Here is a 15,348-nt window from a genome sequence, read left to right as displayed (position 1 = left end):
TCGGTCCGCGTGCGGGAGGCGGTCGGCGGCACGACGTTCCGCCGCTGGCCGCGCCGGCGCATCGCTCGGCCGGCCCCCCCTTCGACCCCTCGGTCCATGCTGCTCGCGATCCTCGGCCTCGTCCTCACGCTCCTGGTACCGGGCCTGCTCGCGGCACGGCTGTTCGTCGGTGGGGAGGAGAGGACGTCGGTCTCCGCGTTCGAGTTCGTCGCCATCGCGGCCGCGCTCGGGGCCTTGGTGACCGGCGTGGTGGCCCAACTGCTCGCCTGGGCGCTCGTGTGGACGCCGACGTCGTTCTACCTCGTTCTCGCGGCGGTCTGCACGCTCGCGGTGGTGCTCGCGCAGCGTCGTCAGCTCGCGTTCCCGAAGGTGCGCGCGGGCGCCTGGGACGTGGTGGCGGTGGCCGTGATCGCCGTACTCGCGAGCCGCTACCTGCCGATGGCGGAGCACGTCTTCGGCTCGAGCGACGAAGGCATCTATCCCTGCGCGGCGATGGAGGTCGTGCACTCGGGTGGTGTGACCTTCGCCGATCCGGTCCTGAACGCGATCCCGTCCGACTGGCGCTTGGTGACGAACAACGACTTCCTTCCCGGCTTCTACGGGTTGGACCGCGAAGCCCGCACCTGGAGCACGCCGCACGGGCTGCACATGCTCCCGTCCTTCATGGCGGTCCTGCACGCGCTCGGCGGACGCGAATTCATGCTGCTCGCGCCCTTGGTCCTCACGATCGTCGCCCTCGCGGCCCTGTGGCTGCTCGTGCGTCGCCTGGCCGGACCGGTTCCAGCCCTCCTGTGCACCGTCGCGTTCGGCGTCAATCCACTCAGCGTGTTCTTCGCCAAGATCACGTTCGCGGAGAGCATGAGTGCAGCCTTCCTCTTCGCGGGCTTCGCGGCGTTCGCCTGTGCGTGGCCTCGCGACGAGAGCGTCGACCCGATTGCGGGTCCGGGCGCCGGCGACGTGCCCGAGCACCGGATCCACGGCGGGTGGCTGTTCGCCGCGGGCCTCCTGCTCGGTGGTGTGAACCACGCGAAGATCGACTTCTTCCTGATGCCGTGGGCCGTGCTGGTGGGCGTCGTGATGCTCGTGTGGGTCCAGCGCGATCGCCGCGGCGCGTTGCCGTTCGTCGCGGGCTACGGCCTGATGTTCGTCCTGGCGGTCGTCTACGCGGCCACCGACCACTGGGTCTACTACTACGCGCAGTTCTTCAACACCCAGATGTACGCGGACGGTCGGAACCGGAACATGTATCTGGCGGGTGTCTTCGTACCGATGGTCTCGACCGCGATCGTGCTGGCGAGACCGTCGCTCGTGCGGGCGATCGGAACGGCGATCCGGCCGCGAGCCGTGACGATCGCCGTCGGCGTCGTCACCTCGCTCGCTGCGGCCTACCTGCTGTGGGGCGTGCCTCTGCGGCTCGAATGGCACGAGCTGCTCGCTGCGACTCCCGACGCCCTGCCGGCCTGGAAGAAGTCCCTCGCGCTCGCGCCCGACCTGTCGCCCTACAGCGGCACACCGACGTTCACCGAGCTGACGATCCCGACGCTCGGGCTCTACGTGACGGACCTGGCCGCGCTGCTCGGCGTCGTCGGCGCCTTCGTCCTCCTGCTGCGTCGTGACCGCGGAGCGATCGCGCCGTTCGTGCTCTTCTTCTTCGCACAGACCGCGATGCTCGTGCTGATCAGCGGGAAGATCGACTACACCGCCGGGAACTTCCACTCGCCCGGTCGGCGTTTCCTCGGGATCTCGGGGCCCGGCGCGGTGATCATGGCGATCGTGCCGTGGTTCCTCCTCGCGCGTGGACTGCGTTGGGGGCACGTCCTGCGTCTCGTGGGTGTCTGGATCGCCGTTCACGTTGCGTTCGTGGGCGACGAGGCTTCGCGAGCACTGCGCGAGAGCCCGCTCTGGGACCGGACGTTCGAGGACGTGGACGCGATCGTCGCGCAGTTGCCGCCCAACGCGGTCCTGCTCTCGTTCGAAGAGACCCTGGCGACGCGCTACCAGATTCCCTTGCGCTTCTTCGGCCGTGTTCCAGCGCTCTGGCTCTACGACGGCGCGCTGCCGGAACACCTGTCCATGTTGGTCGAGCACCTGCGCGAGCAGGGTCACCATCCAGTCCTGATCACGGGTCAGGAGACTCCGGACGAACTCCCGGCGAAGCGGCACATGATGGCGGTGCTCGACCCCTTCGGGTACTCGACCTACCAGGTCACCGAAAACACCTACGCGCAGATCCGGGGCGGCTTGCCGGGCGTCGACGACTTCGTCCCGTGGTGTCCGATCCTCGAGTTCCACGGTGCCACAGCACGGCCCGTCGAGCCCGCACTCGAAGACGCCTCGCGCTGAGCGCACTCGACCCGCCGCCCGTTCAACCGCGCGGGTGGAAGCGCCGGTGCACGCGGCGGACGGTCTCGCCGTCGAGGTGCGTGTAGAGCTGCGTCGTGCGGATCGATGCGTGTCCGAGCAGTTCCTGCACGCTGCGCAGATCGGCGCCGTTCTCGACCAGGTGGCTCGCGAACGAGTGGCGCAGCGTGTGGGGCGAGATCGGTCGCGCGATGCCGGCCTCGAGTGCGCGTCGCTTGACCATGGCCCAGGCCGAAGTGCGACCGAGCGGACCCGCGGTGCGCGTGACGAAGACCTCTTCGCGCGCGATGGCGCCCTTCACCTGGGGCCGGCCGCGGTCGAGCCAGTCGCGTAGCGCCTCGCGCGCTCGCACGCCGAGCGGCACCACGCGCGTCTTGTCGCCCTTGCCGGTCAGTCGCAGCGACGCGAGTTCGGGCTCGAGGTCGCGGGTCGCGAGCGCCAGCACCTCGCTGATGCGCGCACCGCAGGCGTAGAGCACCTCGAGCAGGGCGCGGTCGCGTTGGGCGATCCAGTCGTCGCCCTGCGGCGCGCCGAGCAGGGCGTCGACCTCGGTCGCGCTCAGGACGCTCGGCAGATAGCGCTTCAGCTTGGGCGCGTCGAGGCGCGCGGCCGGGTCGCGCGCCAATTCGCCCTCGGCCACGAGGTGGTGCACGAAGCCGCGCAGGGTCGCGAGCGCGCGCGCCACGCTCGACTCGGCCGCGCCCTTGCCCTCGCGCAGGAAAACCAGGTGGTCGAGCAGGTCGGCCTCGACCAACACGTCCGGGCCCGTCCAGCCGCGCGCGAGTCCCCAGCGCAGCCAGACCGTCAGATCGCGCCGGTAGGCCGCGAGACTGTTGCGGGCGAGGCCGCCCTCGACGCGCAGCACGTCCAGGTACTCGTCGATCCACGAGGACAGTGGGTGGGCGCGCAGTCGGGCCTCTTCGCGTTCGCGAGCTGTGTCCATGGTCCGCGACCGGGTCCTTCGAGGACTCCGGGCCGCGCGGACCAGGATGCCCCGCCGCGCCGACCGCGCCCCAGAACCGCTCGCCGCGGCGCGCTGGCGATGGGAAGCGGGTCGGTGGGTGCGCACCCCGCGGGTAGGATGCGCCGCCCCGCTCCGCGATGACGAAGTCCAGCACCCTCGATGACGCCGGCAGCCCCGCCAGCAGCGCCACGGCGTCCCTCCCGTCACCCGATCTGGGCCGTCCGGTGCGGCGCCTGCGCTGGCGCCGACTCGCCTGGGTCGTCGTGCTCGTCGCGCTGGACCTGTGGTCCAAGGCGTACATGTTCGAGTGGCTCGACCGCGGACCCGGTGACGCACCGCCCTCGGGCGTCGAGGTCTGGGCCTTGAACGGTCACTGGCGCGTCGAAGTGGTCGGCGACTTCCTCGGCTTCATGCTCAGCGAGAACCGGGGGGCCGCCTGGGGCTTCGGTGCGAGCGTGCCCTGGCTGCTCGTCGGCGGACGAGTCGTGGCCGCCGTCGTGCTGACCGTGATGGTCGTGCGCACGGATCGGCGCCAGCGCATGCTCCTGTGGGCGCTCGTCCTGGTGCTGTCGGGCGCGCTCGGCAATCTCTTCGACAACCTCGCGCGCACGCCGCCGCCGGACCACCCGTTCGGCGCCGTTCGGGACTTCATCCACGTCTACTTCGCGCACTGGGACTACCACTTCCCGACCTTCAACGTGGCGGACAGCTGCATCACGGTCGGGGCCGCGCTCCTGATCCTGTCGAGCTTCCTGGCGCCGGCCCACGGCGCGGACGACGGGGAAGAGGAGCGCGCCGAAGGATCGGCGGAGAGCGCGGAGCCGAGCCGCCGAGCGGCGGGTGGGGCGGGCTCGGACGTGGGAGCGACGAGCGCGGCCGGGCGCTGATCGCCCGACGGATCGTCCCCGGGGGCTCCAAGAGCGGTAGAGTCTGGCGCCATGCCGTCCCTCGCGGTTCGCCTCGGAACGCTCCTCCTCCGAAACCCCCTGCTCTCTGCTTCTGGCACCTATGGCCACGGGCTCGAGATGGGCGGATTCTGTGCCCCGTCGGGCATCGGCGGCCTGGTCAGCAAGACCGTCACCCTCGAACCGCGCGGAGGCAATCCGGCGCCGCGGCTGTGCGAGACCGAGGCCGGTCTGATCAACTCGATCGGACTCGAGAACAAGGGCGTCGCGCAGTACCTCGAGGAGGTGCTGCCGGAAGTGGCGAGCGCCGACTGCGCGATCATCACGAACGTCGGCGGCCACCACGACCACGAGTTCGCCGACGTCGTCGCGATGCTCGACGAGCGCGACGAGGTGGACGCGATCGAGCTCAACCTGTCCTGCCCCAACGTCGACGACGGCAAGCTGCCGCTCGCGACCGATCCGAAGCGCGCCGAGTCCGTCGTGGCCGGGGCGCGCGCACGCACGCGGAAGCCGCTCTTCGCCAAGCTCTCGCCCAACGTCACGCGCATCGGCGACATGGCCATGGCGGTCGAGAGCGGCGGCGCGGACGGCATCACCGCGGTGAACACGCTGCTGGGCATGGCGGTCGACTGGCGCACGCGCCGGCCCGGCGTCGCCACGATCCAGGGCGGCTATTCCGGACCGGGCATCAAGCCGGTCGCCCTGCGCTGCGCCTGGGAGTGCGCGCGCAACGTCACCATTCCTGTGATCGGCTGCGGCGGCATCCAGACGGTCGACGACGTGCTCCAGTACCTGGTGGTCGGTTGCCGCGCGGTGCAGGTGGGGACCTCGTCCTTCTGGAATCCCGCCAACCTCGGCGATCTGGCGAGCCAACTGGCGGCCGCGCTCGCCGAACAGGGGATCGACGACGTCAACGATCTGATCGGAACGCTCGAGGTGGCGCGGCGATGAAGCTCACCGACCTCACCGCCGATCACGTCAAACAGGCGCTGTCGATCTACTGCGACCTGTGTTGGCCGCCGGGCTGCGACGGCGGGCCGCGCGTGAACCTGAAGCCGCTGCAGGAAGCGGCCGATCGCGACGCGGCGCTGGCGGGCTTCGAACGGGGTGATCCCGGCGACGATCCCGACTCGCGGCGCTTCTCGCTGCGGCTCGGCAACCACCGCTACCCGTTCATGAAGTTCGTGCTGCAGGAGCACCTCGTGGCGGGCGAGTTCTACTTCGAGGTCGACACCCACGACCGGCTCGACGTCCCGAGCGAGACGCCGGACTACGAGCAGTGGCTGGCCCTCAAGCGTTTCAATCGCGACCTGAAACTGCGCATCGAGAAGGCTTGGGCCGCGGCCGGACTTCCGACCAGCGCGGACCTCGCGGCGATCTGTGGCGACCTGGCGAAGCGCGAGAAGAAGGCCGGCCACCGCGGGCACCTGTTGCTCGTGGACGACGACGAGGACGTCTGCGTCGGGCTGGCGCTCCTGCTGCGGGCCCGCGGCTTCGACGTCGAGGTCGTCCACGACGGCGGGGCGGCGCTCGAGCGCCTCGGCCGTGGTCCGCGCCCCGACCTGGTCCTGCTCGACTACGAGATGCCCCAGGTCACAGGCCAGGAGGTCCTGGACTCCATGCGGCGGACCGAGGACCTGGCCGCCGTGCCGGTGCTCATGGCCACCGCCGCCGCGATCCGCCTCGACCAGGTGCCCGACGTGGCGGGGCTCCTGCGCAAGCCCTACCCGCGCCAGGTGCTGTTCGAGATGATCGACCGCCTGCTCGAGACGCCGCACGCCTGAGGGCGAACGATGCCCTCCGAGGGCGACCCGAACGCGGCCGGTGACCGGCGCGAGGGGAGGATCCGAGCGGGTCTTCGGTCCAAGGGCGAGGAAGGACGCGTCCGGGGGTCGATACTCGGGCGCCGCGGGTGCATCATGTTCGCCCACTCGGTCGGACGCTCGCGTCGACCGGGGACGGGAACCTGGCCCACGAGGCCCGCGAGACCAGCACGACGACGCCCCCGGGGCCGACGACGGATCACATGGACTTCGACACTCTGCGCGACAAGTTCGGCTCCCTGAGCGAGGGCTTCGGAAAGGGGCTCCTGGGCGTCTTCGGGTCGAAGACCCAGCGCGAGGTGCGCAAGCTCGAGCCGCTGGTGCGCCGCATCGCCGAGCTCGAACCCTGGGCCCAGGGACTCTCGGCCGAGCAGTTCCACGAGCAGACCGCCGCCTGGAAGAAGGCCGTGGCGGCCGGCGAGCTGGCCCTCGACGACATCCAGCCCGAGGCCTTCGCCATGGTGCGCGAGGCCGCGGTGCGGACCCTCGGCATGCGGCACTTCGACGTCCAGCTGGTGGGGGGCATCGCCCTGCACGACGGCAAGGTCGCGGAGATGGCGACGGGCGAGGGCAAGACGCTGATGGCGACCCTGGCCCTGTACCTGAACTGTCTGGGTGGCAAGCCCTGCTATCTGGTCACGGTCAACGACTACCTCGCGCGTCGCGACGCCACCTGGATGTCGCCCCTATACGAGTACCTGGGGGTCACGGTCGCCGCGATCCAGGCACACATGTCGTCCGCCGAGCGCCTGCCGGTCTACGCCTCCGACATCGTCTACGGCACGAACAACGAGTTCGGCTTCGACTACCTGCGCGACAACATGAAGACGCGCCTGTCGGAGCAGGTGCAGCGCGACTTGGCCTACGCGATCATCGACGAGGTCGACTCGATCCTCATCGACGAGGCGCGCACGCCGCTCATCATCTCCGGACCGGCCGAGCTGACGCCCGACAAGTACCGCCAGGCCGACGACATCGCCAAGCAGCTGGTGATCGATGAGGACTTCGAGGTCAAGGAGAAGGAACGCAGCGCGACGCTCAAGGAAGAGGGCATCGTCAAGGCGCAGGAGCTGCTCGGCGTCGAGTCCTTCTACGACACGGGCCACATGGACTGGCCCCACTACATCGAGAACGCCCTGCGCGCGCGGAACCTGTACCACCGCGACCAGGAGTACGTGGTGGAGGAGGGCCAGGTCGTCATCGTCGACGAGTTCACCGGTCGCAAGATGGCGGGGCGCCGTTGGTCGGACGGTCTGCACCAGGCGGTCGAGGCCAAGGAAGGTCTGCGCATTCGTCAGGAGAACCAGACCCTGGCCACGATCACGTTCCAGAACTACTTCCGCCTGTACTCGAAGCTGGCGGGCATGACCGGTACGGCGATCACCGAGGCCGAGGAGTTCTTCAAGATCTACGGCCTCGAAGTCATCCAGGTCCCGACGAACAAGCCGATCGTCCGCGCCGACCAACAGGACGTCGTCTATCGGACCGAGGGCGAGAAGTGGAACGCGATCGTCGAGGAGATCCAGCGCGTCCACGAGAAGGGGCAGCCGGTCCTGGTCGGCACCACTTCGGTCGAGAACTCGGAGAAGGTCGCCGAACTCCTGGTCGCGGCCGAGGTCCCGCACCACGTGCTGAACGCGAAGCACCACGAGCGCGAGGCCGAGTACGTCGCCATGGCCGGCCAGCGCGGCGCCGTGACCGTCTCCACGAACATGGCCGGTCGCGGAACGGACATCAAACTGGGCGGCAACTTCGAACACCGTCTGGCGCAGGCCCTCGAGGCCACCGGACTCTCGGAGGGCGATCCCGAGCACCTCGAAGCGGTGGCGAAGATCCGCGACGAGGTCCGCGCCCAGTGCGACCGCGACGAGGAAGAGGTCCTCGAACTGGGGGGCCTGTACGTCCTGGGCACCGAACGCCACGAGTCGCGCCGCATCGACAACCAGCTCCGCGGCCGCTCCGGTCGTCAGGGCAACGCCGGCGAGACGCGCTTCTTCCTGTCCCTGCAGGACCCGCTGATGAAGCGGTTCTACAAGGACTGGGTGACGAACTTCATGGAGAAGCTCGGCATGAAGGAAGGCGTGCCGATCGAGTCCGGCATGGTCAGCCGCGCGATCCAGCGCGCCCAGAAGAAGGTCGAGGAGTACTACTTCGAGATCCGCAAGAACCTCATCGAGTACGACGAGGTCATGGACGAGCAGCGCAAGCGCATCTACGACGCGCGTCAGGACGTGCTCGAAGGCGTGGGCCTGGACGACCGCGTGATCGAGATGGTCGAGCGCGTCGTGTCGCGCACGGCGATGACCTTCGAGGACGACGCGGAAGGTTTCGCGGACTGGTTCAAGAAGACCTTCGGCAAGGACATCGACCGCTCGATCGCCGAACAGGTGACCGAGAAGGACGCCGACCCGACGCCCGCCGTCGAGGCCGCCGAGGCCATCCACCTCGAGCGCAAGGCCGAGATGGGCGAGAAGGAACTCGACGAGCTCCAGCAGTACGTCCTGCTCAACACGATCGACACGAAGTGGAAGGACCACCTCCACGCCGTCGACGCGCTGAAGCAGGGCATCGGCCTGCGCGGCTACGCCCAGAAGGATCCGAAGAACGAGTACAAGGCCGAGGCCTTCGCGCTGTTCGAGCGCCTGTTCGAGTCGATCGAGGACGAGGTCGCGAGCCTCGTCCTGCGCGTGCGCTTCTCCGGTGGCGAGGACGAGCGCGAGGAGTCGGTCTACGGTTCGGCCGCGGATCCGACGGCGACCTCCGCGCCCGCGCCGGCCCCGGCACCTGGCGCGGCGGCGGCACCCCAGTCGGCGGGCGGTGGAACGGCCACCGCGACGCGACCCGCGCGTCCGGCCCGGCCGAACGTGCCCGCGCGCCAGGCCTTCGATCGCGCGCGTCGCACGGGCGAAGTCGCTCCGGCCGCGGCTCCGAGTGCGGCCACCGATCCGCGCTTCGCGAACGTCGGCCGCAACGACGAGTGCCCCTGCGGCAGCGGCAAGAAGTTCAAGAAGTGCCACGGCCAGGTCTGAGGCACGCGCTCGAACGCGATCGTGTCTTTGGCGCCGCCGATCCGCGAGGACCCCATCCCGGGGCCGAGCGGCACGCTTCTCCACGCGGTCTACGACCTGGTGTGGTTCGGTGCGTTCGCCTGCGTCGCGCCGCCTCTGTGGTGGCGTTCGCGACGCGAGCCGGCGATCGCGCGCTTCATGCGCGAGCGCATGGCGGTGGAACCGTTCGAGCCCGGTGACGAACGCGGGGTCGTCCTGATCCACGCCGTGAGCGTGGGCGAGGTCAAGGGCATCCGCAGCGTCGTCGAACGTCTCGAACGCGAACGCCCCGACCTCGAGGTGGTCCTCTCGACGACCACGTCCACCGGCGCCGAGGTCGCGCGCTCGACGTTCCCCGGTCGGCGCGTCGTGCGTTTCCCGACCGACTGGTCGCGCGTCGTGCGGCGCTTCTTCGAACGCCTGCAGCCGGTCGCCGTCGTGCTCGTCGAGCTCGAGGTGTGGCCGAACTTCCTGCGCGAGGCGAATCGCCGCGGTGTGCCGCTCGCGGTCGTCAACGGGCGCATCACCGAACGCAGCTTCGGCCGCTACAAGCTGTTCCACCGCCTGTTCCCGCAGTTCGATCGCATTTCGCTGTTCTGCGTGCAGAACGAGACCTACGCCGAACGCTTCCTCGAGCTGAAGGTCGATCCGACGCGCGTCGTGGTGACGGGCAACGTCAAGATCGACGGACTCGCGACCGGACGGATCGACCCGGGCGAGGAGCTCACGCGACTGCTCGCCGCGCCGGACGGAAGGCCGCTCGTGGTCGCGGCCTCGACGCACGATCCCGAGGAGCGGGCCTGCTGCGAAGGATGGGTGCGGCATGCGCCGGGCACGCGGCTCGTGCTGGTGCCGCGCCACCCCGACCGGGTCGACGTCCTGGTGGGGGAGCTCGCGGCCGCGGGCCACCGGGTCCAGCGCCTGACCGAGCTGCGCGGCGGCGCGCTCCCCGACCCGGACGTGCCGGTCATCGTCGACACGATCGGCGAGCTCGAGCGCGTGTTCGGCCTGGCCGACGTGGCGTTCGTCGGCGGGTCGTTGATCCCGCACGGCGGCCACAACGTCCTCGAACCCGCCGCCCAGGGCGTGGCCACGGTGACCGGCCCGCACACCGTCAATTTTCGGCAAGAAGTGGCCCTCTTGCGCGAGGTCGACGCGCTCGTCCAGGCCGAGGACGCCGACGCGGCGTGGAGCGCGGTCGGCGGGTTGGTGAAGGACCCCGACCGCCGTGCGGCGATGGCCACTGCCGCACGCGCGGCCATCGATCGTCAGGGTGGGGCCACCGAGCTGACCTGGCGCGCCCTGGTCGAGAGCTGTCTCCCGCCCGCCTGAGGGCCTTCGGAACGGTCCACGGGCGGCTCGTCGGCGTCGCTCCAGCCAATCCGCGTGATAGGATCCGTCGCTTCGAAACGACCCCCTCGGCGATCATCCGGCGCGCGACTCCCGTCCGTCCGTCCCGGTCCGGCGCCCCCCCGATTCCCATTCCATGTCCCGACAACTCTTCACTTCCGAGTCCGTGTCCATGGGCCACCCCGACAAGGTGGCCGACCAGGTCTCGGACGCCATTCTCGACGCCCTCCTCGAGCAGGATCCCCGCAGTCGAGTCGCCTGCGAGACCATGGTCACCACCGGTATGGCGGTCATCGCGGGTGAGATCACCACCACCGCGCGCATCGACTACCAGGACATCGTGCGTTCGACGCTCAAGCGGATCGGCTACACCGACGACCACTTCGGCATCAACGGCGACACCTGCGCGGTCCTCGTCAGCCTCGACCGCCAGAGCCCCGACATCGCCCAGGGCGTATCCGAGGGCGAGGGCCTGCACAAGGAGCAGGGCGCCGGCGACCAGGGCCTGATGTTCGGCTACGCCTGTGACGAGACGGACGTGCACATGCCGTTCGCCATCCACTACAGCCACCGTCTGGTCGAGAAGCTCGCCGAGCTGCGCCAGAACGGGACCCTCCCGTGGCTGCGCCCGGACAGCAAGAGCCAGATCACGGTCGAGTACGAGAACGACAAGCCGGTGCGCGTGCACACGGTCGTCATCTCGACCCAGCACGACCCCACGGTCAACGGCAAGACGAGCGAAGCCGACGTGCTCGAGGAGATCCGCCGCGAAGTGACCGAGAAGGTCATCCGCGCCGTGCTCCCGACCGGGATGATGGACGACGCCACGATCATCCACGTCAACCCGACCGGCAAGTTCGTCATCGGCGGACCCCACGGCGACTGTGGTCTCACCGGCCGCAAGATCATCGTCGACACCTACGGCGGCATGGGCCGTCACGGCGGCGGCGCTTTCTCCGGCAAGGACCCGAGCAAGGTCGACCGCTCCGCCGCCTACGCGTGCCGTTGGGTCGCGAAGAACGTGGTCGCCGCCGGTCTCGCGCGTCGCTGCGAGGTCCAACTCTCCTACGCGATCGGCGTGGCCCAGCCCCTGTCGATCCGCGTCGACAGCTTCGGTACCGGCGCCATCGACGACATCGCCCTGACCGAAGCCGTCGTCAAGGTCTTCGACCTGCGCCCGGCCGCGATCATCGAGAGCCTCGACCTGCTCAAGCCGCGCTACCAGGCCACGGCCTACCACGGGCACTTCGGTCGCCCGGACTTCCCCTGGGAGCAGACCAACAAGGTCGCCGAGCTGAAGGCGGCCGCTGGCGCCCCCGCCTGAGCGCCCGTTCGACGGACCGCCCCGGACGCAACCCGGGGCGGTTCGCCGGATAGGACGCACGACCGGTCGCTGGACCGTCCTCGACAGCGGGTGCGACCTGCCCCGCACGCCCAAGATCGCCGGCCGACCGCCGGCCTACACCGACGCCGATGCTGATCCACTCCCGCTCCACGACCGCTCGAGGGACCCTCACAGGGGGCGCGCTCGTTCGGACCGCCCGCGCTGCCCGCGCCGGCTTCACGCTGATCGAGCTGATGGCCGCGATGCTGATCATCGGGATCCTGATGGCCTTCCTGGTGCCGCAGATCCCGGCCGTGCTCGAGCGCGGAAAGATCACGGCCTCGACCCAGAACCTGAAGGACATCTACGGCGGCATCCTGAACTACAACGCGAAGTTCAAGCGCCTGCCGAACAAGCACTCGGGCGTGCGCTTCTTCGCCTGTCTGATCTTCGACGGCGTGTGGGAGAACACGAAGAGTTCGGCCCGCAAGCTGACGTGCCCGGGCGTCGACTACGGTGCGCTGCCGGGCATCGCCGACCTCCCGGAGGAGGAGTGGTACTCGGACCCCGAGGCCATCACCGGTGACTCGTCCTCCTACGCGGGTCGCAATACGGCGGAGTTCCCGCTGCGTAAGCCCAGCGGCATGGACGCCTGGGTCGCCACGGACAACGACCCGATCATGAACTTCTCGACCACGACCCTGGTGCTCTACGGGGACGGCAACATCGAGGCGATCGAGATCGCGACGTTGCGCGAAGAGGGGCTCCTCGGCCCGGAGGATGACTACCTCGAGGTGGGTGAAGGCTCGCCCGTCGAGGACCTTCAGAAGCTCTCGCTCAACTGAGCGGAGCGGCGACCGAGCGAATCGGCGACCGTCACGACACGGGGCGCGGTGGCATCGGCCACCGCGCCCCGTGTGCGTTCGCGTGGGTCTCGCCGCCAGCGTCTCAGCGCAACACCGGCACGAGCGCCGACTCGAGCAGCGCCTTCCGCGCACGCCACATGGCGGTCGCGCCGAACTCGGGACCGCGTCGCTCGCCGATCGCGTTCCAGTCGGCTTCGAGGGTCTCGAACGGTGCGAGTTCGGGCCGTTCCGCCTGGTTGAGGGCAGCGCTCGAGGGCAGGAAGCTCTCTTCCCAGACCGCGCCAGTGCTCGCCGGGTCGAGTCCGGGAGTGTCGAGACAGGCGATCGCGAAGCGGTACGCGGCATCGACTCGCCGGTCGCGCTCCGGATCGGCGAGGTCGCGCTCCTCGAGGGCGTGGATCGAAACCGCCGCCTCGGCCAGCGCCTGGGCCAGTTCGGGCCAGCGTTCGCGCTCCCGCTCGAACTGAGTGAGCACGCCTTCGAGCGACAACCGGCTCCGGTGCCGCGCGAGCCCCCGCGCAGCACCCAGGCGCAGTCCCGGACTCGCGGCCTCGTTGTGCACGAGCTCGAGGAGCAGCGTGCGAGCGCGGTCGTGCACGGAGTCCTGCGTCACCGTACCCAGCGCCACTGCCGCGTGCGGGCCGAGGTCCTGTGACCCGAGTTGTTCGACCAGAGCATCGGCGGCGCTCGATCCCTTGCTTCCCATGCGTTCGAGGCACTGGCACGCGTGCAGGCGCACGTAGCGGTCGTCGTCCGACAGGGCGCGGGCCAGGTGCGGCGCCACGTCGGCCCCGAGGTTCGTGAGGATGAAGCGCGCGTCGTCCACACCGCGCAGTTGGAACTCGCCCAGCCGCGCGATCCACGACCACACGGCGCGGTCGAACGCGGTGTCGCGCGGCTGCGGCTCACCGACCGGGACTTCCACCTCTGCCGTCAGTTCCGCGATCAGTGCCTCCGCGGTCGTGCGCTGCTGCTCGCTCCAACTCGAGCGTGAGATCACGCGCAGGCCGGACAGCCCGGCCAGGACGTCGTGCTTGCCGAGGGCCTGGGCCAGGTAGACCACGACCGATTCGTCGGTCTCGTACTTGAGTCGCAGGACCGCGTCGCAGATCCAGCCTTCGGTGACGAGCTCGCCCAGGTACCAGGCCGCGCTCGAGCGCATCCAGGCGTCGGGCCCGCTCGTCAGCACTTCGAGCAGCAGGGGATTCGCCGCGTCGTGCGCTCCGGAACCGAGCACTTCGAGCGCCGCGCTGCGCTCGTCGGTCGTGCGCTCGGTGTCGTACAGCGCGTCGACGAGGGCCAGCGCCACGCCGTCACCCAGGCGCCACAGGTCCTCGGCTCCCGCCCGTCGCAACGCCCCCGAGGACGACACGACGAAGCCCAACAGGTGGTCGAACTCGTCGAGCGCCTCGGGCGGCAGGGGCTCGGGCACGGGAGCGGCCGGAGCCGCGGCGAGCGCGGCATCCACGACGTCGCGGACCGCCGGTGCGGCAGGCAGAGGAGCCGTGACGGCCGGAGCCACGGATGCGCCGCCTGCCGCTCCCTCGCTGCCGCCATCGCCACAACCGTGTGCGGCGAGGACGAGTGGGAGCGACGCGATCGCCGCGAGTCGTCGGCGGGTCGTCACTGGTCACCTCCCAGTACCAGCCGGTGCACCACGATCGCGTCGCGCGGCACGTCGGTGGCGTAGGGATCGACGCCGGGATCCTCGGGCCACAGGTCCTGCATGGGATCGGTCATGTCGCGGTAGTGGGGCGACCGCTTGTAGAGCAACACGACCTCGATCGGACCGGTGACCGGGGCATCGTCCGCGTCGAGCACCGCGTAGCGCTCGGTCGCGTGCACGGGCAGCAGCGTGTCCGGCACGTCCGTCTCGTAGCGGTAGGGGCTGCGGAAGCGGTGCAGGTGCGTCCACGCACCTTCGCTGCCGGCCGGGCGCCAGAACAGGTCGGCCGCGCGCGACCGTTCGTCGGTCGGGAAGCTGTGCCCCGCGCCGACGTTCTCGATCTCGATCAGCCAGCCGTTGGCCGGGTCGTCGTCCACGCGCGAGCCACGCACTTCCACCGCGGACTGCAGCATCACCAGGTCGGTTCCGCCATGCATGCCGTGACGCCGCCCGCCCGAGGGCGTCCCGTCGCGCAGTGGCATGTGACAGTCGATGCAGTCGATGCCCTCCGCCGCCCAGCGACTGTCGCGCCACTGTTGAACGGTCTGGTGCTGGTCGTGGCAGCCAGCGCAGAAGTCGGCGCGCGTGAGAGCCACGGTCGCCTCCGGACGGCAGGCCACCGTCTCGGACGTGAAGCTCCCGGCCACGCCGCCGTCGGGCAGAGCGTGGCAGGTGATGCAGTCGACCCCTTCGACGCGGCGCTCGATCCGCGGCAGGACGCGCTCGGCGATGCCGGTCACGAACACGGGCTGCGGAGCGTGGCAGTCGATGCAGTCCTGGTTCGAGAAGTCACCGGACAGCTTGCGCACCGCGGCGCCGGTCCACGAGTCGGCGTGCGGTCCCGAGCTCCACTCCTCGAAGACCTGCGCGTGGCACTCCGCGCAGTTGTGCGAGGAAGAGTGGGAGACGGCGGGTGCGGGCAGCGTCGGACCACCGTCGCTCTCGCCGAAGAGGAAGGTCGCGCCCCACAGGGCGAGCGCCAGCACGAGGAGTCCGAGGATCGGTTTCATGGGAGTCGTTCGTCAGCGTGTCGTGCGTG

At 69.9% G+C, this 15,348-nt stretch carries 11 protein-coding genes; 8 read left to right on the top strand and 3 right to left on the bottom strand.

Annotated features, from left to right (window positions below):
• Positions 1 to 96: 96 nt before the first annotated feature.
• The gene (locus Pla163_RS11145; RefSeq protein ID WP_145188008.1) at positions 97 to 2,343 is read left to right on the top strand and encodes a hypothetical protein; all 2,247 of its coding nucleotides are present in this window, start codon (positions 97 to 99) and stop codon (positions 2,341 to 2,343) included.
• Between the two features lie 22 nt (positions 2,344 to 2,365).
• Here the strand turns inward: Pla163_RS11145 and Pla163_RS11140 are convergent, their stop codons facing one another.
• On the bottom strand, positions 2,366 to 3,304 hold the full coding sequence (locus tag Pla163_RS11140; protein WP_145188005.1) for a tyrosine recombinase: 939 nt from the start codon (positions 3,302 to 3,304) through the stop codon (positions 2,366 to 2,368).
• 158 nt (positions 3,305 to 3,462) lie between these two features.
• Between Pla163_RS11140 and lspA the strand changes: the two genes are divergently transcribed.
• From lspA to Pla163_RS11105, 7 genes are all read left to right on the top strand, one after another.
• A complete protein-coding gene (lspA, locus tag Pla163_RS11135; protein WP_145188002.1) occupies positions 3,463 to 4,212 on the top strand; it encodes a signal peptidase II in 750 nt (249 codons plus the stop codon).
• Positions 4,213 to 4,263: 51 nt separating this feature from the next.
• Positions 4,264 to 5,184, top strand: a complete 921-nt coding sequence (locus Pla163_RS11130; protein ID WP_145187999.1) for a dihydroorotate dehydrogenase — start codon at positions 4,264 to 4,266, stop codon at positions 5,182 to 5,184.
• Positions 5,181 to 6,017 (top strand): response regulator, encoded by an 837-nt coding sequence (locus tag Pla163_RS11125; RefSeq protein WP_145187996.1) that lies wholly within the window; start codon positions 5,181 to 5,183, stop codon positions 6,015 to 6,017. The genes Pla163_RS11130 and Pla163_RS11125 overlap by 4 nt, the downstream gene beginning before the upstream one ends.
• Positions 6,018 to 6,259: 242 nt before the next feature.
• On the top strand, positions 6,260 to 9,085 hold the full coding sequence (secA, locus tag Pla163_RS11120) for a preprotein translocase subunit SecA (RefSeq protein WP_145187993.1): 2,826 nt from the start codon (positions 6,260 to 6,262) through the stop codon (positions 9,083 to 9,085).
• Positions 9,086 to 9,106: 21 nt separating this feature from the next.
• Positions 9,107 to 10,435 (top strand): 3-deoxy-D-manno-octulosonic acid transferase, encoded by a 1,329-nt coding sequence (locus tag Pla163_RS11115; protein WP_145187989.1) that lies wholly within the window; start codon positions 9,107 to 9,109, stop codon positions 10,433 to 10,435.
• A gap of 154 nt (positions 10,436 to 10,589) precedes the next feature.
• Positions 10,590 to 11,777, top strand: coding sequence for a methionine adenosyltransferase (gene metK / locus Pla163_RS11110; RefSeq protein WP_145187986.1), 1,188 nt, complete (start codon positions 10,590 to 10,592; stop codon positions 11,775 to 11,777).
• A gap of 149 nt (positions 11,778 to 11,926) precedes the next feature.
• Entirely contained in the window at positions 11,927 to 12,622 is a 696-nt protein-coding gene (locus Pla163_RS11105; protein WP_145187983.1) for a type II secretion system protein, read from the top strand.
• A 103-nt stretch (positions 12,623 to 12,725) separates the two neighbouring features.
• Here the strand turns inward: Pla163_RS11105 and Pla163_RS11100 are convergent, their stop codons facing one another.
• Both Pla163_RS11100 and Pla163_RS11095 read right to left on the bottom strand, forming a co-directional pair.
• Positions 12,726 to 14,165 carry a HEAT repeat domain-containing protein gene (locus tag Pla163_RS11100; protein WP_145187980.1) on the bottom strand — a complete coding sequence of 480 codons (1,440 nt, stop codon included), beginning with the start codon at positions 14,163 to 14,165 and terminating at the stop codon, positions 12,726 to 12,728.
• A 101-nt stretch (positions 14,166 to 14,266) separates the two neighbouring features.
• Positions 14,267 to 15,319 (bottom strand): multiheme c-type cytochrome, encoded by a 1,053-nt coding sequence (locus tag Pla163_RS11095; RefSeq protein ID WP_145187976.1) that lies wholly within the window; start codon positions 15,317 to 15,319, stop codon positions 14,267 to 14,269.
• Positions 15,320 to 15,348: the final 29 nt, after the last annotated feature.

The sequence above is a fragment of the Rohdeia mirabilis genome (assembly GCA_007750655.1).
Lineage (GTDB): Bacteria > Planctomycetota > UBA1135 > UBA1135.
This window is presented reverse-complemented; position numbering and strand designations above follow the sequence as displayed.

What these genes read in the sequence shown, in the direction of transcription:
- Pla163_RS11125 (WP_145187996.1), top strand. Translation starts at nt 5,181, where the DNA reads ATGAAGCTCACCGACCTCACCGCCGATCACGTCAAACAGGCGCTGTCG.
- Pla163_RS11105 (WP_145187983.1), top strand. Translation starts at nt 11,927, where the DNA reads ATGCTGATCCACTCCCGCTCCACGACCGCTCGAGGGACCCTCACAGGG.
- Pla163_RS11095 (WP_145187976.1), bottom strand. Translation starts at nt 15,319, where the DNA reads ATGAAACCGATCCTCGGACTCCTCGTGCTGGCGCTCGCCCTGTGGGGC.
- Pla163_RS11130 (WP_145187999.1), top strand. Translation starts at nt 4,264, where the DNA reads ATGCCGTCCCTCGCGGTTCGCCTCGGAACGCTCCTCCTCCGAAACCCC.
- Pla163_RS11145 (WP_145188008.1), top strand. Translation starts at nt 97, where the DNA reads ATGCTGCTCGCGATCCTCGGCCTCGTCCTCACGCTCCTGGTACCGGGC.
- Pla163_RS11140 (WP_145188005.1), bottom strand. Translation starts at nt 3,304, where the DNA reads ATGGACACAGCTCGCGAACGCGAAGAGGCCCGACTGCGCGCCCACCCA.
- secA (WP_145187993.1), top strand. Translation starts at nt 6,260, where the DNA reads ATGGACTTCGACACTCTGCGCGACAAGTTCGGCTCCCTGAGCGAGGGC.
- metK (WP_145187986.1), top strand. Translation starts at nt 10,590, where the DNA reads ATGTCCCGACAACTCTTCACTTCCGAGTCCGTGTCCATGGGCCACCCC.
- lspA (WP_145188002.1), top strand. Translation starts at nt 3,463, where the DNA reads ATGACGAAGTCCAGCACCCTCGATGACGCCGGCAGCCCCGCCAGCAGC.